The 19,645-nt window shown below is 63.2% G+C and carries 17 protein-coding genes; 2 read left to right on the top strand and 15 right to left on the bottom strand.

Features of this window, described 5'->3' with window-relative positions:
* Window positions 1-1,560 carry an MDR family MFS transporter gene (locus V1278_RS01650; protein WP_334379490.1) on the top strand — a complete coding sequence of 520 codons (1,560 nt, stop codon included), beginning with the start codon at window positions 1-3 and terminating at the stop codon, window positions 1,558-1,560.
* Window positions 1,561-1,665: 105 nt separating this feature from the next.
* Here the strand turns inward: V1278_RS01650 and V1278_RS01655 are convergent, their stop codons facing one another.
* The 15 genes from V1278_RS01655 to pcaF form a co-directional block, all read right to left on the bottom strand.
* Window positions 1,666-2,133 (bottom strand): GyrI-like domain-containing protein, encoded by a 468-nt coding sequence (locus tag V1278_RS01655; protein WP_334366054.1) that lies wholly within the window; start codon window positions 2,131-2,133, stop codon window positions 1,666-1,668.
* A 56-nt stretch (window positions 2,134-2,189) separates the two neighbouring features.
* A complete protein-coding gene (locus V1278_RS01660; protein ID WP_334366053.1) occupies window positions 2,190-2,672 on the bottom strand; it encodes an SRPBCC domain-containing protein in 483 nt (160 codons plus the stop codon).
* Between the two features lie 11 nt (window positions 2,673-2,683).
* Window positions 2,684-3,007, bottom strand: coding sequence for an ArsR/SmtB family transcription factor (locus V1278_RS01665; protein ID WP_028347718.1), 324 nt, complete (start codon window positions 3,005-3,007; stop codon window positions 2,684-2,686).
* 143 nt (window positions 3,008-3,150) lie between these two features.
* A complete protein-coding gene (locus V1278_RS01670; RefSeq protein ID WP_334366052.1) occupies window positions 3,151-5,388 on the bottom strand; it encodes a cation:proton antiporter domain-containing protein in 2,238 nt (745 codons plus the stop codon).
* Window positions 5,389-5,493: 105 nt separating this feature from the next.
* On the bottom strand, window positions 5,494-7,365 hold the full coding sequence (locus V1278_RS01675) for a bifunctional sugar phosphate isomerase/epimerase/4-hydroxyphenylpyruvate dioxygenase family protein (protein WP_334379491.1): 1,872 nt from the start codon (window positions 7,363-7,365) through the stop codon (window positions 5,494-5,496).
* Window positions 7,362-8,102 (bottom strand): ABC transporter ATP-binding protein, encoded by a 741-nt coding sequence (locus V1278_RS01680; protein WP_334366050.1) that lies wholly within the window; start codon window positions 8,100-8,102, stop codon window positions 7,362-7,364. Before V1278_RS01680 ends, V1278_RS01675 begins: the two co-directional genes overlap by 4 nt.
* A gap of 12 nt (window positions 8,103-8,114) precedes the next feature.
* Window positions 8,115-8,858: an ABC transporter ATP-binding protein gene (locus tag V1278_RS01685; RefSeq protein ID WP_334366049.1), complete on the bottom strand. Its 744-nt coding sequence runs from the start codon at window positions 8,856-8,858 to the stop codon at window positions 8,115-8,117.
* Entirely contained in the window at window positions 8,855-9,853 is a 999-nt protein-coding gene (locus V1278_RS01690; RefSeq protein WP_334379492.1) for a branched-chain amino acid ABC transporter permease, read from the bottom strand. The genes V1278_RS01685 and V1278_RS01690 overlap by 4 nt, the downstream gene beginning before the upstream one ends.
* Window positions 9,850-10,725 carry a branched-chain amino acid ABC transporter permease gene (locus V1278_RS01695; RefSeq protein WP_334379493.1) on the bottom strand — a complete coding sequence of 292 codons (876 nt, stop codon included), beginning with the start codon at window positions 10,723-10,725 and terminating at the stop codon, window positions 9,850-9,852. The genes V1278_RS01690 and V1278_RS01695 overlap by 4 nt, the downstream gene beginning before the upstream one ends.
* Window positions 10,726-10,825: 100 nt before the next feature.
* Window positions 10,826-11,962 (bottom strand): ABC transporter substrate-binding protein, encoded by a 1,137-nt coding sequence (locus V1278_RS01700; RefSeq protein WP_334379494.1) that lies wholly within the window; start codon window positions 11,960-11,962, stop codon window positions 10,826-10,828.
* Between the two features lie 52 nt (window positions 11,963-12,014).
* The gene (locus V1278_RS01705) at window positions 12,015-12,905 is read right to left on the bottom strand and encodes a shikimate dehydrogenase (protein WP_334366045.1); all 891 of its coding nucleotides are present in this window, start codon (window positions 12,903-12,905) and stop codon (window positions 12,015-12,017) included.
* A gap of 129 nt (window positions 12,906-13,034) precedes the next feature.
* Window positions 13,035-13,973: a LysR family transcriptional regulator gene (locus tag V1278_RS01710; protein WP_334379495.1), complete on the bottom strand. Its 939-nt coding sequence runs from the start codon at window positions 13,971-13,973 to the stop codon at window positions 13,035-13,037.
* A gap of 45 nt (window positions 13,974-14,018) precedes the next feature.
* A complete protein-coding gene (gene pcaG, locus V1278_RS01715) occupies window positions 14,019-14,624 on the bottom strand; it encodes a protocatechuate 3,4-dioxygenase subunit alpha (RefSeq protein WP_334366043.1) in 606 nt (201 codons plus the stop codon).
* Entirely contained in the window at window positions 14,625-15,326 is a 702-nt protein-coding gene (gene pcaH / locus V1278_RS01720; protein ID WP_334366042.1) for a protocatechuate 3,4-dioxygenase subunit beta, read from the bottom strand.
* Between the two features lie 134 nt (window positions 15,327-15,460).
* Window positions 15,461-16,669: a 3-oxoadipyl-CoA thiolase gene (gene pcaF, locus V1278_RS01725; protein ID WP_334379496.1), complete on the bottom strand. Its 1,209-nt coding sequence runs from the start codon at window positions 16,667-16,669 to the stop codon at window positions 15,461-15,463.
* Between the two features lie 230 nt (window positions 16,670-16,899).
* On the opposite strand from pcaF, the gene mutS reads away from it, so the two are divergent.
* Window positions 16,900-19,632: a DNA mismatch repair protein MutS gene (gene mutS / locus V1278_RS01730; protein WP_334379498.1), complete on the top strand. Its 2,733-nt coding sequence runs from the start codon at window positions 16,900-16,902 to the stop codon at window positions 19,630-19,632.
* The last annotated feature ends 13 nt before the right edge of the window (window positions 19,633-19,645 follow it).

The following is a 19,645-nucleotide window of genomic DNA, read 5'->3' on the forward strand; positions in this document are numbered from 1 at the left end:
ATGGCGACGCCGGGCCAGCCATCGGCATCCGTTCCGGGCCTGCGCCGGAACATGGTGACGATCTGCGCCATGACGGCGACGATCATGCAGGCACTGGATACGACGATCGCCAACGTCGCGCTGCCCTACATGCAGGGCACACTGTCCGCGTCGCAGGACCAGATCAACTGGGTGCTGACGTCCTATATCGTCGCCGCTGCGATCATGACCGCGCCGGTCGGCTGGATCGCCAACCGCTTCGGCAGCAAGCGCATCTTCATCATCTGTTCGGCCGGCTTCACCATCGCCTCGGTGATGTGCGGGCTGGCGCAGGACATCGGCCAGATGGTGGTGTTTCGTCTGTTGCAAGGCGTGTTCGGCGCGGCGCTGGTGCCACTGTCGCAGGCCGTGATGCTCGATTCCTACGCACTGCACGAACGCGCGAAGGCGATGGCGATCTGGGGCATGGGGGTGATGATGGGGCCGATCATGGGCCCGTCGCTCGGCGCCTGGCTGACGGAAACCTATTCCTGGCACTGGGTGTTCTTCGTCAACCTGCCGTTCGGCATTATCACCGTGCTTGGCCTCGTCATCTTCATGGACGAGACCAAGAAGGACCTCGAGCTGCGGTTTGACTGGTTCGGCTTCACCGCGCTCGCAATCGCGATCGGCGCGCTGCAGCTTGCGCTCGACCGCGGCGAGCAGCTCGGCTGGCTGGAATCCAACGAGATCATCGCCGAGTTCATTATATCAGCCGTCGGCTTCTATTATTTCCTGGCGCATTCGCTAACGACGCAACATCCGTTCATCCAGTTCGCACTGTTCAAGGACAAGAATTTCGTCGGCGGCTGCGTGTTCATGGCCGTGATGGGGCTGGTGCTGTTCTCGACCATGGCGCTGTCATCACCGTTCCTGCAGAACGTGATCGGCTATCCCATCATCACCGCCGGGCTTCTGCTGGCAACCCGCGGCTGCGGCACGTTCGTGGCGATGATGCTGGTCGGCCGCATGATGCGCCATATCGAAGCGCGGACGCTGATTGTCTCGGGGCTCGGCATTACCTGCCTGTCGCTGTTCTACATGACTGCCTGGACCGACCAGACCGGCGTGACCGAGATCGTGATCATCAGCGTGGTCCAGGGCTTTGGCTTCGGGTTGGTATTCGTGCCGCTCTCCACGGTGGCGTTCCTGACGCTACCCAATCATCTGCGCACCGACGGCACCTCGATGCTGACCTTGATGCGCAATGTCGCCAGCTCGATCGGGATATCGCTCGTGATCTCGCAACTGACGCAAGGCACGCGCTACACCTACGCGGTCCTGTCGGAGCATATCAACCCCTTCAATCACGCCCTGCAGATGCCCGCCGTGAGCGGCATGATCGATCTCGCCACCGACAAGGGCCGCGCCATGGCGGATATGATGGTGAAAATACAGGCGCAGATCATCGCGTTCTCGTACGACTACCAGCTCGTGATGATCTTCACCGCCTGCGCCATCCCGCTTGCCATCATGATCGGCTCGTCCAAGGCAACCCTGCGCGAGCAATCGACTGCGCCGGATCATGCGGTGATGGAGTAGGATCTGGAGCCTTTTCGGCTCTGATCGAAACAGAACCGGGCTCTAGATTCTCGTTTTGACGCGTTTTCTTGACGCGAACCGGTGTCCACTTCGCTTGAAAACGCTCTAGGACGCCAGCAATTCCTTGCTGAGCACCGTCCGCCACGCAGAGGGATCAGCGCTCATGTCCGGGCCAACCGCATAGGACTCGTAAAGGCCGTCTGCAGTCTTGTGTCCTGCGGCCTTGATGGCGCCGAGGAATTCGCCCCAGGCGCTGCCGAGCCCTTCATAGCCGCCATGATAGGTGGTTTGGGCGATATTCATGGCGGGCCATTGCCCTGGCTTCATGCGATTGACCGGCGCCACGGGCGTGGCGACCGGAAGGCATATCTCGAAATCGAAGACTTCGCCGGGGTTGCGGATATGGTGTGTGAACCATGGCCCGATGACTGCGACGTTCTGTGCGGCGACGGCAGCCTTCAATTCGGCGAGCCCGGGTCCCATCACCTTGCGAACGTCCTCGCGCGGCACCTTGATCGGGATGGAGGCCGTGAGCTGCGGGGTGGTTTGAAGAATACGAAGTGGTTCGATCACGGCGTGCCCTCATTGAAATGTTGCTGGGATGAGCGTCGCTGCTGATGCGTCGGCAGCTAGGCGCGAGGGAGCGAATTAATGAAGCTCTCGAGCCGGACGTAGCTCGCTTCCATTCCCTGCTCCATGCCGCTCGACAGCATCATGGTCCGCGTCGCAGCATCTGGCAGCGTCATTCGCATGGTCATCAAGGTGCCGGCTCCGTCCGGCGCGAAGTTGGTTTCGACGTGATTGTCAGGTGTCGGGTCCGGCAGATGCATCCGTTCGACATGTACGAGGCGGCTAAACGGCACCACCTCGATAAATTCGCCGGTCAGGTGGAAGCCGCCGCCCTTGCCGTCACTCCATTCGTACCGGATCTTGCCGCCCGGGCGTGCCTCGTTGACGCAGACCGGCATCGTCCAGCCTTCCGGACCAAGCAGCCACTTCTGGATCAGCGCCGGCTCGGTGTGCGCGCGAAACACCGCCTCCGGCGTGGCGGTAAACCGCCTGGTAACCACGACGTGGGTGTCGCCTTCGGTCTTTAGCGTCAACTTACTCATGGGATTGCCTTTCACTCTTTGGTTTTCATTTCGGCCAGCACGTCGTCCAACCGGTTGTAGTTTGCCGCGAGCGTCTGCCGCAGCATCGCAAGCCATTGGTCGATCTCGGCGACGGCCGCAGGCGCTAGCCGGCATGGCCGTTTCGTGCCTTCGACGCGGCGCAGAATAAGGCCGGCGCCTTCGAGGACCTTGAGGTGACGGGAGATGGCGGGCTGCGTCATCTCGAACGGCTCAGCCAATTCCATGACGGTGGCCTCGCCTAGCGCAAGGCGCGCCAGGATCGCCCGGCGAGTCGGGTCGGCCAGCGCGGAAAAGGCAGCATCAAGGTTCGACATCGTGGATCTCAAGTTAGTTATATAACTGATATATTATATAATTCTTCTGTTATGTCAATGATGAAATCTGGAAACCGGGCAGCCATGGCTCACCGCCCGCGTTGGACACGCGGCGGTTCTTGATCTTTGTTCCGGCCGGCTACTTAGGTTGATATCAGCAAGACCGAGGCGCTCGAGTTCTTCAGAACGGCAGATGCAACGCCTCCAAAGCTGAGAGTCTCGCCTTGTATGCGGTCGACTCCCAGGACAACCAGATCAGCGCCGCTGCTTTCGATTTCGCGAAGGATTGCGTGCTCGGGTGATACGCCGGCGCGGATCGCCGTCGTTGCCTCGATGCCGTAATGTGCAGCAAGCGAGCCGGCGGCTTTCAGGATCGCCTCCCGTTGCGGCAATGAAATATTGGCACCGCCACGTCCTCCCCGATCCCTGGTCGTAGCGACATGGATGAACCGGACCGATGTCGAACCCGGACGGGCCAGCGCAATTGCCACTTCGGCACCCCGGCGCGAGATGCCGCTACCCGACACGGGGACCAGAATCCTGAATGAAGAGCTTGCCGCGGGCTGCTTGAGATGGCTGCCCCTCGCGGCGACGATGGCGAGCGGGCCATCGAAGCCCGATGTAGCGTTCTCGATTCTTTCATCAAACCCGTTCCTGGTCCCGATCACCTTTTCCATTCCGACAATCAGCAGATCGAACCCCTTCCGGGCCTCGTCGATGACGGCATCCGCCGGCCTTTTGCTCTTGGCGCGCGTCGTGACGTCGATCTCACGCGCGGCCTCGTCCGGGCCGGAATCGACGATGCTCCTTGCCGCGCTCCTCACCGCGCTTTCAGGGCTTTCTTCCTCGTCGCGCTTTCCTTCCTGACGCTTCGCACGGGCGCCGATATGCAGCACGGTGATCGGAATACCCCGCGCGCCCGCGAGGAGGCCGGCGAGATGGGATGCAAACTTCGCGTTGGCACTCTCGTCCACCGCGAGCAGCAAACGCTCCAGATTTGCGGTAAATCCTTTCTCTTCCAGTTCCTCTCGTTCAAGCCTCTCCTTCTCGTCCGCCTTCATGGGAAGCCGCGACAGCGCGGCGCGCAGCATCGGCGGCATGGCGATGGTGGTCAGGATCGCCATGGTGACGATCATCGAGAACAGGTTCTGGCTCAGCACGCCCATGGAAAGGCCGATGCTGGCGATGATGACCTCCGTCGACCCTCGCGCATTCATGCCGCTTGCCAGCGCAAAGCACTCGTAGCGGTTCATTCCGCTGAGACTGCCGCCGACGTAGGCGCCGCCGAATTTTCCAATGCTTGCAATCAGCACCAGCAGCGCCGTGAGCGATAGCAAATTCGGATCCTTCAGAACCGTCAGGTCCGCGTTCAATCCCGCCAGACCGAAGAATACCGGCATGAACAGGCTGGTGATCAGCCCACGCAATCGCTCGTCGATCTGCCGGGTCAGGATCGGCGATTCGCCGACCAGCACGCCGGCGACAAACGCGCCGAGCACTGTGTGCACGCCGATCGCATGGGTGATCAGGGCCATGCCGCCCATCAGCAGGAGGATCACCGTGATCACGGCGGAGGCGCTGACCAGCGTATCGTTGGCCCAGCGAATCAACCGAAATGCCAGCCGCCGCCCGATCGTGAAACTGACGGCCAGGAAGATCAGCGTCCCCAGCACCGCCTGCCCCACCGAGACCAGGTCGAACGTGCCCTGCGCGGCAAGGCTGAAGATCACCGCAATGATGATCCAGCCGATCGTGTCATCGATGATCGCCGTCGCGATGATGATCTGGCCGACATTGCGGCGCATGAAATTCATCTCGCGAACGACGACGGCGACAATCTTCACCGAGGAAATCGATAGCGCCGTGCCCAGGAACACCGAGGCGACCAGGCGTGCCTCCGGATGCGGAAGCAGGCTATCGGGCAGGATTTGCCCGAGCAAAAAGCCGCACAGGAAGGGAACGACGATGCCGGCGATGGAAACGATGATCGCGGCCCTGCCGACTTTCCTGACCAGTTTCAGATCGGTTTCCATTCCCGTCAGCAGCAGCAACAACAGAATGCCGAACTGGGCGAGACCTTCGATCAGGGCCTTCTGCTCAGCGGAGGGCGGAAAAATCGCCGCGTGCGCCGAGGGCCAGACCCATCCGAACAGCGACGGGCCGAGCAGCAGCCCTGCGAGCAGTTCGCCGATCACCGACGGCTGGCCGATCCGCTGCATGATCTCGCCGAGCCCGCGGCCGATCGTGATCAACAGCACGATCTGAAGGATGAGGATGAATTCGGAGGGACGCGTGGCGTCTTCGGCCGCCTCGGCCAACGTGGCCGTCAGCACCACGACGAGCATAACCCACAGTGCCAGCCGGGCCGACCCCCGCTTCATCGGTCATGATCCTCCGGAACGGCGTCGACAGCCTTCCCAGAGGTGAACTTTCCGAAGCCGCGCGCGTTCCCGCGGGTTTCTTGTGGCCGCAGAATTCGCGGCCGCTCAAGCCCGTGGCATGGTGAACGGCCGGGATTCCCGGGTCTGGGCGGCGAGCCTGATCGCGGCGTTGGCAGCGCCGAAGCCATGATAGTCGCGCCGCTCGACGATCTCGAAGAAAAACCGCTCGTCGAAAGCATGGGTATAGGCCTGGAAGAATTCGCCCTCGCCTTCGCGATCGTAGAGAATCTGATTGTCGCGCAGCGCCGCCATCGTCGTGGCGTCGAGGCCGTATTTGGCCTCGATATCGTCGTAGTAATTGTCGGGAATCTTCAGGAAATCTGCACCCCGCGCGCGCATGTCGGCCACGGCTGCAAAGATATCGCGGCAGGAGAACGCGACGTGCTGGACGCCGGAGCCGAAGAATTCGTGGATGAAGCGGGCCGACAGCGTGCGTGTCGCCGATGAACCGTTCAGAACCACCCGCAGGTTTTCGTTGGCGTTGATCAGCGCCTGGCTCTGCACCAGGCCGACCGGATCGGCGATCTCGAACTGAGGCAGACGCTTCAGATCGAGAATGCCGGTATAGAATAATAGCCACGACAGCATCTCATCGTAGGGCATCGATTGCGAGATGTGGTCGACGGCGTCGAGACGATCGGTAGCCGCATCGCTGCGCAGCGGCTCGAAATCGAGCTCCCAGTTCTTGCCGGCTTGCTCCCGAAAATACAGCAGACTGCCGCCGACGCCGCGGATCGCCGGGATTTCAAGCTCGCCCGGCCCTACCGGCTGATAGAAGGTGCGCGCCTGCAGCGCTTCGGCGCGCGCCATGGTGCTGCCGGCGTCGTCGACATCAACAGCGATAGCGCACACCCCGGGACCGTGCGCGACAAAATGCGAATGGGCGAAGCCGTCCGGCTCGCAATTGATCACGAGATCGATTTGGCCCTGCGACCAACGCTCGACGTCCTTGCTGCGATGCGCACCCGTCTTGCGAAAGCCGAGCTGGCCGAACAGCGCCGCGAGGTCGCTGGCTTTCTGTTCGCTGACGGCGAATTCGATGAAGCCGACGCCGCGGCTGCGCGCCTTCGGCGGCAGTGGCTTTGCCGGAGCGCTCGAGGCGGCGCTACGGACGTCATCCTCGAGCAGGATCAGCGAGCGCAGCCCGTCGGTCGCAGTGCGCACCGCCGAGCCGGCGCGAAACTGATCGTTGAATATTTCCAGCGACAGCGGGCCGGCATAGCCGGTAGCGAGCACGTCTTCCACGAAGCGCGCGACCGGCAGGTCACCCTGCCCCGGGAAGCAGCGGAAGTGCCGGCTCCAGGACAGTACGTCGAGGCCGAGTTTCGGCGCGTCGGCGAGCTGCACCAGAAAGATCTTGTTGGCCGGGATCGATTGAATCGGCAGCGTCGGGAACGACGGCGCCAGCGCATGAAAGCTATCGAGGATGATGCCGATCGATTTGTGGTCGGCGCGCCGCACGATCTCCCAAGCGTCACGATAATCGTTGACGTGAAGTCCCCAGGCGAGCGCCTCATAGCCGACGCGCAAGCCTCGCGCGGCGGCCCGTTCACCCAGTTCGCGAAAATCGGCCGCCGCGCGGTCGATGCCACCGATCGAGGCCGGCGAGATGTTGCTGCAGATCAGCATCAAGTCGGTCTGCAGTTCCTGCATCAGGTCGAACTTGCGCTCGACGCGGGCGAAATTGCGCCCTCGCTGCGGCTCCGGCATGCCCTCGAAGTCGCGAAATGGCTGGAAGGCGCAGATCGACAGCCCGAGATCCCGGCACATCTGGCCGACGTCGCGCGGGCTGCCTGCGAACGACAAGAGGTCGTTCTCGAAGATCTCGACGGCGTCGAATCCGGACGCAGCGATCGCGCGAAGCTTTTCGTCTAGTGCGCCGCTGAGCGAAACGGTAGCGATCGAGCGCTTGTTCATGCTGCAGTTTCCGTCATGGCGCCACCCAGGAACAATTGCCCGATGCGGGGATCGTTCAGCACCCGCTCCGCTTTATCGACGAGCCGGGTCTGGCCAAGTTCGAGCACGATACCGTAATCAGAAATCTCCAGCGCCGAGCGCGCATTCTGCTCGATCATCAGGATCGACACGCCGCGGTCGCGCAATTCCTTCAGGATGTTGAAGGTCTGCTGCACCATCAGCGGCGATAGCCCGATCGAGGGCTCGTCGATCAGCACCAGTTGCGGATTGAGCAGCAGCCCGCGGACGATTTCGAGCTGCTTCTGCTCGCCGCCAGACAGCGTGGACGCCTGCTGCGTTGCCCTTTTGCGCAGCGCAGGAAACTTGTCGAGCGCCGCCTCGATCCGCGCGGGCAGATCGGTGATGTCCCGCCCGGCGACGACGGCGCCGAGTTGGATGTTGTCGCGCACCGACAATTCGGGGAAGATGTTGCGTCCCTGTGGCACGTAGCAGATGCCCGACGTCAGCAATTCGCGCTGCCTCAGCCCGGTAACGTCCCGCCCTTTGAATACGATCCTGCCTTCACGCAGCTTCAACAGGCCGAAGATCGCCTTGAACACGGTGGATTTTCCAGCGCCATTCGGGCCGATTACGGTGGTGATGGAGCCCGCCGGCACCGAAAAACTGGTGCCGTTGAGAATCGTCATCTTGCCATACCCGCCGATGAGGCCTTGAACATCCAGGATAGCATCGCTCATGGATCGATCCCTTTAGTGGCCGAGATAGGCTTCGATGACGGCAGGATCGGCGCGGACTTCGCCAGGCGTGCCCATCGCCAGCAGCCTGCCTTCCGCCATCACCATGACGCGGGTGCAAAGCGACATCACGAATTCCATGTTGTGCTCGATCACGACGAAGGTGGCGCGCTTCTCGCGGTTGATCGCGGCCAGCCGTTCCTTGAGATCCCCGAGCATGGTGAGGTTGACGCCGCCGGCCGGTTCATCGAGCAGCACCAGCCGCGGGCCACCCATGAACGCCATCGCGGCGTCGAGCAGCTTTTGCTGGCCGTACGACAGCCCGCCTGCGGCTTCGGTGGCGAGATGGTCGAGCTTGAAGAAGCCGATGATCTGGTCGGCCGCCGCGCTCAGCCCGGCATCGGAGGGGCCGAACAGCCGCGACACCATGTTGCCCTGATGCTCCTGGCCAGCAAGGATCAGGTTTTCGCGCACCGAGAGTTTCGGGAATACCTGCAGAAGCTGGAAGGTGCGGCTGACGCCCAGACGATTCAGTTCGGACGGCCGCAATCCCGTGACGGTTTTGCCGTCGACCTTTACCTCGCCATCGGTCGGCGTGAGTTGCCCGAGGATGCAGTTGAACAGCGTGGACTTGCCGCAGCCGTTCGGGCCGATCAGCCCGAGGATCTCACCCTCCTGCACGTCGAAGCTGACGCCGTCGACCGCCTTGATGCCCCCAAAACTCTTCTTGATGTTGCTGACTTCGAGGACTGCGGTCATGGCGCCGTCTCCAGCCGGGATTTAGCCACTGCCCGCAAGGCGGAGGCCGCCTTGGTGCGACGTTCGGTCAGATAGCGATCGAGGATGCCGAGAATGCCGGTCGGCGAGTAGATCAGAAGCAGCATCACGGCGACCGCATAGAGCATCAAATAGTAGCCTTGCGTGAAGCGCAGCCATTCCGGCAGCAGCACCGCAATCATTGCGCCGAGGAACGGCCCGAAGAAGAATCCGGAGCCGCCGACGATCACCATCATCAATAGATCGAGCGAGAGCGAGAGGTTGAACGGAACCGGATCGATATATTGCGTCAGCGGCGCATAAAGCGTGCCGGCGACGCCGCCCAGCGCCGACCCGATTGCGAACGCCATCAGCGTATAGCGGCGCGTGTCGATGCCGAGCGATAGCGCCCGCACTGGATTTTCGCGCAGCGCCACGAACGCGCGGCCCCAGGGCGAGCGGATCAGCCACCACATCGCCAGCGAGACGATGCCGAGCGAGCCGAGGCAGAAGTAATAGAACGGCAGCGGCCGGTTGGTCGCGAAGCCAAGGACATTCGGCCGCGGAATATTGGAGATGCCGTAGATGCCCTTGGTGAGCCAGTCCTCGTTGCGGAACACCAGGAAGGCCAGCGTCGAGAACGCCAGCGTCACGAAGGCAAGGTAATGGTGCTGCACGCGTAACGCGGGATAGCCCAGGATCCATCCGATCGCAAAACACAGTACGATCGCGACGCCGAGCGCCGCAATCAGCGGCATGCCCTGCGTGGTCATGATCGCTGCCGCGTAGGCGCCGATGCCGACGAAGGCGCCCTGCGCCAGCGAAACCTGGCCGGCATATCCCAGCGTCAGATTGAGTCCCATTGCGGCAATCGTCATCACCGCCCATTGGCTCAGGATGTAGAGGCCATAGCGGTTGAAATTCATCGGCACGATAATCAGCGCGGCGATGACGGCAACGCCGAGGGCAATGCGCCAATATTTCCCTGCCGCGGTCATACCGTGCGCTCCTCGGGCCGGCCGAGCAGCCCCTGCGGACGAAACAGGATGATGACGATCAACAGGATCAACGGCACCGCGGCACGGTATTGCGTCGATACATAGGCCGCCGCCAGATTGTCGACGACGCCGATCAACAGCCCGCCGGCAATGGCGCCGCGCACCTGGTTGAAGCCGCCGACGATCGCCGCGATGAACGCCGCCTGTCCCAGCACTTCGCCGGAGGAGAATTTCGCCAGATAAATCGGCGTAATCAGCAGCGACGCCAAGGCCACCAGAAACGCGTTGATCAGGAACGTCAGCAGGATCATGCGTTCGACCGGCACGCCGACAATGCGGGCAACCGTCGGATTCTGTGCGGTCGCTTGCATCTGGTGACCGATCGACGTGCGGTTCAACAGCGCAGTCAGGCCGATCACCACGGCGATCGCAAGCGCGAGCACGCCGAGGCTCTGCAACGAGACCACGCGGCCGAGGATCCAGACATCACCGACCGGCACGATAGAGGGGAATGGCGAGGCTTCCGCGCTGAAGAACTGCTTCACCGCCTCTTTCATGCCGATCGCGAGCGCCATGGTTGCGATCGCGAGTGGCAGCACGCCGTGCCGCAGCATCGGGTCGACCAGCAGCAGCTTAAAGCCGAGCCCCAACAGCAGCAGCGACAGCAGGATGCCAAGGATGATGGCGAGCCAGAACGGCGCGCCCGCATGCATTACCGCCAGCATCAGGAACGCCGGCAGCATCACGAATTCGCCTTGCGCGAAATTGATGGTTTGCGACGTCTGCCACAGCAGCGTGAAACCGACGGCGACAAGGGCATAGATCGCCCCGGTCGCAAGGCCGGCCACGAGCAGATCGAGCAGATTGGACATACTTTTCCCTCACCCGTCAGACGCGGACGATATCAATGCTGTTTCGAAATTTCTGATCGCGGCGGTGACGCGCCCCTCCGCGCGCCACCGTCGCCGTAGCTCAATTCAGCTTCGGCAGCACCTGCTTGACGACCTGCTTGCCCTCGACGATCTCGACCAGGAATCCCTGGCGATCGATGTCGCCTTTCTCATCGAAGGTCACATCCATCAGGATGCCAGGCTCGCTCGCGGCCTTGATGGTGAGGCCGTGAAGCGTATCAGCGAACTTTTTGGGATCGACCTTGCCCATCTTCTCGGTGGTCGCCTTGACCATGTAGATCGCGAGATAGCCCTTGAGTCCGTTGTGATCAGGCACGTAGTTGTACTTCTTGACGAACTTTTCCCTGAAGGCCTTGACCAGATCGACGGGTGCGTCGGTGGTGAGCCCGACGTGACCGCGGGCACCGTTGGCGGCGTCTCCAGCCAGCTCGACGACCTTCTGACCAACCAGGGTAGTCTCGCCCACCAGCGGCGCCGCGACTGCCTGGCGCTTCAGCTCTTTCAGGATGCGCGCGCTTTCTTCCTCGTTAAGGTAGACGAAGACCGCATCGGGCGCCGCGGCCTTGATCTTGCTGACGTCGGCGGCGAAATCGGCCTGCCCCGCTTCGGTGGAAAGGTCTGCCGCGACCTTGATGTTGTATTTGGCGAATTCCTTAGTGATGACGTCGCGTCCGCCTTTGCCGAAGTCGTTGTTGACCCAGACGATCGCGACCGATTTGGCCTTCAGCTCATCGTTGATGTACTTCGCGACTTTTGGCATCGAGGATTGCTGGCCGAACGAGGTGCGGAACAGAAACTTGTTGCCGCCCTGTGTCAGTTCAGCCGCCTCGCCCCCCATGATCTGGGTGATGCCGGCTTCCGCGGCGAGCGGCGAGGTAACCTTGACCGAGCCCGAGTAGCCGGGCCCGAGCAGGACGTAGGGCTCATTGTCGAGCGCCTTCTGCACCTGCGCGCGCGCAACGCCGGGATTCGATTGCGAATCCGCATGCGTGACTTCGAGCTTGCGGCCGAGCACGCCGCCCTTGGCGTTGATCTCCTCGATCGCGAGATCGATGCCGTTTTTCCAGTTGTTGCCGACGGTGGCGCCGCCGCCCGACAGTTCGGCGACATCGGCGAGCTTGATCGGTGCTCCCTGCGCAAATGCGGTTGCGGCCGATACGGTAGCGAGCAATAGCCCGGCAAAGATTCCAGATCTCATTTCCATCCCCTCTTGTTGTTTCAAAAAGACGGCCTTGTAAGCGGCCGTGCTGTTACGCCGCATTCACTTTAGCGTAGCGTTTGGCCATCACGGCGTCGAATGCATTTCCCATCTCGACGGCCGATGGCTTCAGTCCCGTGAACAGTTCGAAGGCGTCCGCCGCCTGGTAGATCGCGAGCTCGCGTCCGGTCATGACCTCGGCGCCCTTCGCTTTGGCGGCATTCAACAGCGGCGTCCAGAGCGGCGTGTAGACCGCGTCCGCCACCCAAATATCCCTGTGCAGCAGCGCATCCGGCACAGGCGTGCGACGGTTCGGCAGCATGCCGACCGGCGAGCCATTGACCACGCCGCTGACGCCGCGCATGGCTTCCTCGACGCTATCGGCAACCTTTGTGCTGCCACGGCTCTCGATCAGGCCGGCAAGTTGCGTTGCCTTGGCTGCATCAGTGTCGAAGATTCTGATTTCCGCCACGCCAATTCCGGCAAGCGCAAAGGCAATCGCCTTGCCAACACCGCCCGCGCCGATCACGGCGACAACGCTCTGCGCGGGATCGCGGACGAGTTCGGTGATCGCCCGGGCAAATCCCGTTGTGTCGGTGTTGTGCCCGATCAGCCGGTCATCCCGGACCACGACGGTGTTGACGGCGCCGATCGCGCGCGCACCGGGCGACAATTCGTCGAGCAGGGAAACCACCGTTTCCTTGTACGGGAAGGTGACGTTGACGCCCGCAAAGCCGAGGCGCCGCACGCCGTCGAGCAGCAACCGCAACTCTTCGCGGCCTGCACCGGCAACTTCGATAAGCTGGTAGTGGCAATGAGCGCCGAGCGCTTCGGCGGCCCGCTCATGCATCGCAGGCGATGCTGAATGCGCAATCGGCGCGCCGATCAGGCCGGTGAGGAAACGGCGATCGGCCGGAGCAATCGGGCGGGCGGCAGGGCTCATGATCTCGTCGTCGGGCGCAAATGCGCGTAAGGGCCAGCGGACGGCTCGGGAACGTCCCGATCCGGCCGAACGATAGCGCTTTGCCGACCTAACACAATTACCCATTTATGCCAGATAGATAACATCATGTTATTTCTTGCGCGGCTTGGAATCGGGCTTTCGCAGCGCCGCCTTGCCCGGCCCCACCGCCCGCATTTCCGAGCGCAGGCAGCCGATAAAATGCTCGATGTGCAGCGACAGCGGCGCGCCGCGCTTTACCGCGATGTAGGTGTCGAACCTGGTCGGCTCGACGATCTTCAATAGTTCGACGCCGGGATAGCCGCCATGCGCGACGGTAAACTGGTCGATCACGGCGATACCGAGGCCGGCTTTCACCAGCGCGCACACCGTGGTGCCGAAGCGCGCGCGGATGGTGATGTCGTAGTCGAGTTTGTTGCGCGCAAATATCTCCGCCATGATCCGTCCATAGGGATCGTTGGGATCGATGCCGATCAGCGGATAGCGGATGATTTCCTTGGCCGAGACCTGCTTGCATCCCGCAAGCTCATGTCCCGCCGGCACGATGCAGAACAACTCGCCCGAGGCCAGCGGCAGGAAGTCGAGGCCGGGATGCTCGAGCCGGTAGCTCATGGCGACGCAATCGCCGCGGCCGAGCAACAGGTAGTCGACGGCTTCTTCGATCTTGAGGATGTTGATGTCGATCCGCAATTCGGGATAGCGGCGCCGCACCCGCTCGATCGCGCGCGGCACCATCACCTGCGAGATGCTCGGCACCGAGCCAATGCGCAGCTCCGACAGGTCGCCGCGTCCAATCTTGGAGATGATCTCGGAGAGATCATCCATCTTCTCGTAGACGCCGTTGATCTGCTCGAAGATGTTGCGGGCTTCCGCTGTCGGGAAATAGCGCCCGTTCTGGCGCTGGAAGAACCGGACGCCCAGCGACTTCTCGGTATATTTTACCAGCCGGCTGATGCCCGGCGCGGATACGTTCAGAAGTCTCGCAGCTCCGCCGATCGTGCCGGTCACCATCACGGCGCGGATCACCTCGACCTGGCGAAGCGTCATCATGTGCGAAGTCTTGCCTGTCGCGCCGCTCCTGCGATGCAGTCGCGGCTACACGTCGAAGAACACCGTCTCGTTATCGCCCTGCAGATGGATGTCGAAACGATAGATCGCATTGCCGCTGCCCGGTTGGCGCGTCGCGATCAGCGTGGAGCGGCGCTCGGCCGGGACCAGCGCCAGCACCGGATCGGCGGCATTGGCCGCCTCGCCGTCGAAATAAATTCGCGAGTAATTATGCAGGAGCATGCCACGTGCGAACACCGCAAGCACGATATGTGGCGCCTGCGGCTTGCCGTCGGGATCGGGCACCACGCCCGGCTTGATCGTGTCGAACGCATAGCCGCCTTTGGCATCGGTGCCGATGCGGCCGAATCCCTTGAATGACGTATTCGGCAATGCCCGCTTGTCCTGCGGATCGGAGAACCGGCCCTGCGCGTCCGCCTGCCAGATCTCCAGCATGCAGTCCGGCACCGGCACGCCGTCGCCGTCGAACACTGTGCCCTCGACGCGAATGCGCTCGCCCGAGGTGTCCGGCGTCACCAGATTGTTGTTGAACGCATCGTTCCAGTCGTATTTGCCATTCGGCGTCAGGCCATAGGCGAAATACGGACCGACGGTCTGCGACGGGGTAATGCCGTCCGGTTTGGTCTGAGGCACTTAACTGTTCTCCATCGGCGTGGCGTTGCGCCCGCGCAGCACAATGTTGAAGCGGTAGCACAGCGCCCAATCCGGCTTGGTGTTCTCCAGATCGAATGACGAGATCATCCGGTTGCGCGCCTTCTCGTCGGTGACCGAGTTGAAGATCGGATCGAACGGGAATAGCGGATCGCCGGGGAAATACATCTGCGTCACCAGGCGCGAGACGAAGGAGTGGCCGAACACCGAGAAGTGGATATGGGCCGGCCGCCAGGCGTTGTGGTGATTGCCCCAGGGATAGGCGCCGGGCTTGATGGTGACGAAGCGATAGTAGCCTTGCGCGTCGGACAGCGCGCGGCCGGCGCCGGTGAAATTCGGATCGAGCGGCGCGGGATGCTGGTCGACGACGTGGACATAGCGGCCGCAGGAATTGGCCTGCCAGAGTTCGACCAGCGTGTTCGGCACGCCGCGGCCGTCTTCATCGAGCACATGGCCGTGCACGATGATGCGCTCGCCGATCGGTTCGCCCTTGCCGTGAACGGTGAGGTCATGATCGTTCGCGCGCACGGTCTCGTGGCCATAGACCGGCCCGGTCAATTCCGACAGCGTATGACGCATCGGAATCAGCGGCTTGGAGGGCGAACGCTTGACCGTGCTTTTGTAGGCGGGAGACAGCCGCGGCGGATGCGCCGCGAGACTTTGCACTGGATAGACCAATGTCATGACGAATTCCTCCCTCGCATCGCAGTCGCCGCGCAAAATGCTTTGCGATTTTGTCGCTGAGCCGCGCCGCCGGATCATTATATGACATAACTAATTTGGGAAAGAGCGATTTTTCACCTTCCCAAGCCATTGTCTTAATTGACCTTTTCGATCGCGACCGCGACGCCTTGGCCGACGCCAACGCACATGGTTGCCAAGGCAAGCTTTCCGCCCCGCTTCTCCATGCCGTGCACCGCCGTCAGCGCCAGCCGCGCGCCGCTCATGCCGAGCGGATGGCCGAGCGCGATCGCGCCGCCATGCGGGTTGACGAAGTCGGCATCGTCCTTGACGCCCAGTTGGCGCAGGCAGGCTATGCCCTGGGAAGCGAAGGCTTCATTGAGCTCGATCAAATCGAAGTCAGAGATCTTGATGCCAAGCCGCTCCATCAGCTTCTTCGTCGCCGGCACCGGACCGATGCCCATGATGCGCGGCGGCACCGCGGCCGAAGCAAGCCCGAGGATGCGCGCCCGCGGCGTCAGCCCGTGCTTCTTCACAGCTAGCTCAGAGGCAAGGATCATCGCCGCCGCGCCGTCATTGACGCCGGATGCATTGCCCGCCGTCACCGTGCCGGGATTGCGCACGATCGGCTTCAACTTTGCCAATCCTTCGAGCGTCGTTTCGGGACGCGGATGCTCATCCTTGTCGACGGTGATGGGACCTGCCTTGCCACCGGGCACCTGGATCGGCGTGATTTCCTCGGCGAAATAGCCCGAGGCGATCGCAGCACCGGCGCGCTGCTGTGAGCGGATCGCCATCGCATCCTGGTCGGCGCGAGATACCTGGAATTCTTCGGCGACGTTCTCGCCGGTCTCCGGCATCGCATCGACGCCATACTGCGCCTTCAACAGGGGATTGATGAAGCGCCAGCCGATCGTGGTGTCGTAAATCTCGGCCGAGCGCGCAAACGCTTCCGGCGCCTTGCCCATCACGAACGGCGCCCGCGTCATCGATTCAACGCCGCCGGCAATCGCGAAATCGATTTCCCCGGCGCGGATCGCGCGGCCCCCGGCGCCGACCGCATCGAGACCCGACGCGCAGAGGCGGTTCAGCGTCTGACCGGGAACCGATTCCGGCATGCCCGCGAGCAACAGCGCCATCCGCGCGACGTTGCGGTTGTCCTCGCCGGCCTGGTTGGCGCAGCCGAAAAATACTTCGTCGACCTGCGACCAGTCGAGATCGGGATGCTTCGCCATCAGCGCCTTGATCGGGGCTGCGGCCAGATCGTCGGCACGCACCTTGGCGAGCGATCCGCCGAAACGGCCGATCGGGGTCCGGACGGCATCGCAAATGAATACATCACGCATAGAATCTCTCCCTGAATGCCGTGCTTTAGGCGTTGACCCAGATTTAATGGCGAGTTTTAGGAGCGCACCCGCGGCAGGTCAATTGAGGCATGGCTGCCCCGCGGCGCTTTCGCGGAGGGGCCGTCATGCTCCGGGCGTATAATCGGTCGAGCGGCCCAGGCGTGGAAAACTCTGACAACGCAGGTAAGGGAATAGGACCGAGCGACGAAATTCTGTAGTTTGCCGCCCGCATGACCATCCAGCAATCCATCCCCGCCCCCGCAGCTCCCGAGGCCACGCCGGCGACCGATGCACCTTCGCGCGTCACGCCGATGATGGAACAGTACCTTGAGATCAAGGCTGCCCACCCCGGGCTGCTCTTGTTCTACCGGATGGGCGATTTTTACGAGCTGTTCTTCGAGGACGCCGAGATCGCCTCGAAGGCGCTCGGCATTGTGCTGACCAAGCGCGGCAAGCATCAGGGCTCGGATATCCCGATGTGCGGCGTGCCGGTGGAACGCTCCGAGGATTATCTGCATCGCCTGATCAATGCCGGCCATCGCGTTGCCGTATGCGAGCAGACCGAGAATCCGGCCGCCGCGCGCGCCCGCGGCAACAAGAGCGTGGTGGCGCGCGGCGTGGTGCGGCTGGTGACGCCGGGCACGCTGACCGAAGACACCCTGCTCGATGCCCGCACCAACAATTATCTGCTGGCAATCGCGCGCGCCCGCGCCTCCTCCGGCGGCGACCGCATTGGCCTCGCCTGGATCGATATCTCGACCTCCGAGTTCATGGTCACGGAATGTTCGACCGCGGAACTGGCGGCGACGCTGGCGCGGATCAATCCGAACGAGGCCATCGTCACCGACGCGCTCTATGGCGATCCTGATTTAGGGCCGCTGCTGCGCGAACTGCCGTCAGTGACGCCCTTGACCCGCGACGTCTTCGACGGCGCCACCGCCGAGCGGCGCCTCTGTGACTATTTCGCAGTCGCGACCATGGATGGTCTTTCCGCGATGACGCGGCTGGAGGCGACCGCTGCAGCCGCCGCCGTCACCTATATCGACCGCACCCAGGTCGGCAAGCGTCCGCCGCTGTCGCCACCATCGCGAGAGGCTGCGGGCACGACGATGGCGATCGATCCCGCCACCCGCGCCAATCTCGAACTGACCCGGACGCTCGCTGGCGAGCGGCGCGGATCGCTGCTGGATGCGATTGACTGCACGGTTACCGCCGCAGGCTCCCGGCTACTGGCGCAACGGCTCGCCGCGCCTCTCACCGACAGCGCCGCGATTGCACGGCGGCTGGATGCGATCGCGACATTTGTTACCGATGGCGCCGCACGTGACGATATCAGGACCACGCTGCGCGCTGCACCCGACATGTCGCGTGCATTGGCGCGGCTGTCGGTCGGTCGCGGCGGCCCGCGCGACCTCGCCGCTTTGCGCGACGGCATTCTCGCGGCAGACCAGGCGCTGGCGCGCCTCGCGCAGCTCGAAGCCGCACCGGCTGAAATCATCGCCGTGATGGAGGCGCTGCGCCGCCCCTCGCGCGATCTCGCGCGCGAATTCGAACGCGCACTCGCCGAGCAACTGCCGCTGGTCAAGCGCGACGGCGGCTTCATCCGCGAGGGCTATGAGCCCGCGCTCGACGAGAGCCGAAACCTGCGCGATGCCTCCCGCCTCGTGGTCGCCGCGATGCAGGCGCGCTACGCAGACGATACCGGCATCAAGGCGCTCAAGATCCGGCACAACAACGTCCTCGGCTATTTCGTCGAGGTCACGGCGCAGCACGGCGACAGACTGATGGCGCCGCCGCTGAACGCGACCTTCATCCACCGCCAGACGCTCGCGGGGCAGGTTCGCTTCACCACGTCCGAGCTCGGCGAGATCGAGGCCAAGATCGCCAATGCCGGCGACCGCGCCCTCAATCTGGAGCTGGAAATTTTTGAGCGGCTTTGCGCCATGGCGCTGGCCGCCAGCGACGATCTGCGCGCCGCGGCGCATGCGTTCGCGCTGCTCGATGTCGCGACCGCGCTGGCGAAGCTTGCGACAGACGACAATTACGTGCGGCCAGAGGTCGACGGCTCGCTCGGCTTCGCCGTTGAGGGCGGCCGGCATCCGGTGGTCGAACAGGCGCTGAAGCGCGACGGCCAGCCGTTCATTGCCAATGCCTGCGACCTCTCGCCGGGGCCTGGCCAGAAGTCGGGTCAGATCTGGTTGATCACCGGCCCGAACATGGCCGGTAAGTCGACGTTCCTGCGCCAGAACGCCTTGATCGCGCTGATGGCGCAGATTGGCTCCTACGTGCCGGCATCGCGCGCCCGGATCGGCGTCGTCGACCGCCTGTTCTCACGCGTCGGCGCGGCCGACGATCTCGCGCGGGGACGATCGACCTTCATGGTCGAGATGGTCGAGACCGCCGTGATTTTGAACCAGGCCAGCGAGCGCTCGCTGGTGATCCTGGATGAAATCGGCCGCGGCACCGCCACCTTCGACGGCCTCTCGATCGCGTGGGCCGCGATCGAGCGTCTGCACGAGGCCAATCGCTGCCGCGCGCTGTTCGCCACGCATTATCACGAATTGACCGCGCTCTCCGCCAAGCTGCCGCGGATGTTCAACGCCACCGTGCGGGTGAAGGAGTGGCAGGGCGATGTCGTATTCCTGCATGAGGTGCTGCCGGGCTCGGCCGATCGCTCCTACGGCATCCAGGTGGCGAAGCTCGCGGGCCTGCCTCCGGCCGTGATCGCGCGCGCCAAGTCGGTGCTGGCCAAGCTCGAGGCGCAGGACCGCGGCCAGACCGCCCGCGCCCTTGCCGACGACCTTCCGCTGTTCGCCGTCCCCTCCCGCGCCGCCGCCGAAGCCGTAGCCCCGAGCGAGGCGGAGCAACTGGTGGAAGCGGTGAAGGCCTTGCATCCCGATGAGATGTCGCCGCGCGAGGCGCTGGAGGCGCTGTATGCGCTGAAGGCGACGCTGCCGAAGTAGGCTAGCGCGGCTT

This window comes from Bradyrhizobium sp. AZCC 1577 (assembly GCF_036924575.1).
Classification (GTDB): Bacteria; Pseudomonadota; Alphaproteobacteria; order Rhizobiales; family Xanthobacteraceae; genus Bradyrhizobium.

Coding starts and splice junctions, on each gene's coding strand:
- V1278_RS01650 (WP_334379490.1), top strand. CDS start 1: ATGGCGACGCCGGGCCAGCCATCGGCATCCGTTCCGGGCCTGCGCCGG.
- V1278_RS01660 (WP_334366053.1), bottom strand. CDS start 2,672: ATGAGTAAGTTGACGCTAAAGACCGAAGGCGACACCCACGTCGTGGTT.
- V1278_RS01665 (WP_028347718.1), bottom strand. CDS start 3,007: ATGTCGAACCTTGATGCTGCCTTTTCCGCGCTGGCCGACCCGACTCGC.
- V1278_RS01670 (WP_334366052.1), bottom strand. CDS start 5,388: ATGAAGCGGGGGTCGGCCCGGCTGGCACTGTGGGTTATGCTCGTCGTG.
- V1278_RS01675 (WP_334379491.1), bottom strand. CDS start 7,365: ATGAACAAGCGCTCGATCGCTACCGTTTCGCTCAGCGGCGCACTAGAC.
- V1278_RS01680 (WP_334366050.1), bottom strand. CDS start 8,102: ATGAGCGATGCTATCCTGGATGTTCAAGGCCTCATCGGCGGGTATGGC.
- V1278_RS01685 (WP_334366049.1), bottom strand. CDS start 8,858: ATGACCGCAGTCCTCGAAGTCAGCAACATCAAGAAGAGTTTTGGGGGC.
- V1278_RS01690 (WP_334379492.1), bottom strand. CDS start 9,853: ATGACCGCGGCAGGGAAATATTGGCGCATTGCCCTCGGCGTTGCCGTC.
- V1278_RS01695 (WP_334379493.1), bottom strand. CDS start 10,725: ATGTCCAATCTGCTCGATCTGCTCGTGGCCGGCCTTGCGACCGGGGCG.
- V1278_RS01700 (WP_334379494.1), bottom strand. CDS start 11,962: ATGAGATCTGGAATCTTTGCCGGGCTATTGCTCGCTACCGTATCGGCC.
- V1278_RS01705 (WP_334366045.1), bottom strand. CDS start 12,905: ATGAGCCCTGCCGCCCGCCCGATTGCTCCGGCCGATCGCCGTTTCCTC.
- V1278_RS01710 (WP_334379495.1), bottom strand. CDS start 13,973: ATGATGACGCTTCGCCAGGTCGAGGTGATCCGCGCCGTGATGGTGACC.
- pcaH (WP_334366042.1), bottom strand. CDS start 15,326: ATGACATTGGTCTATCCAGTGCAAAGTCTCGCGGCGCATCCGCCGCGG.
- pcaF (WP_334379496.1), bottom strand. CDS start 16,669: ATGCGTGATGTATTCATTTGCGATGCCGTCCGGACCCCGATCGGCCGT.
- mutS (WP_334379498.1), top strand. CDS start 16,900: ATGACCATCCAGCAATCCATCCCCGCCCCCGCAGCTCCCGAGGCCACG.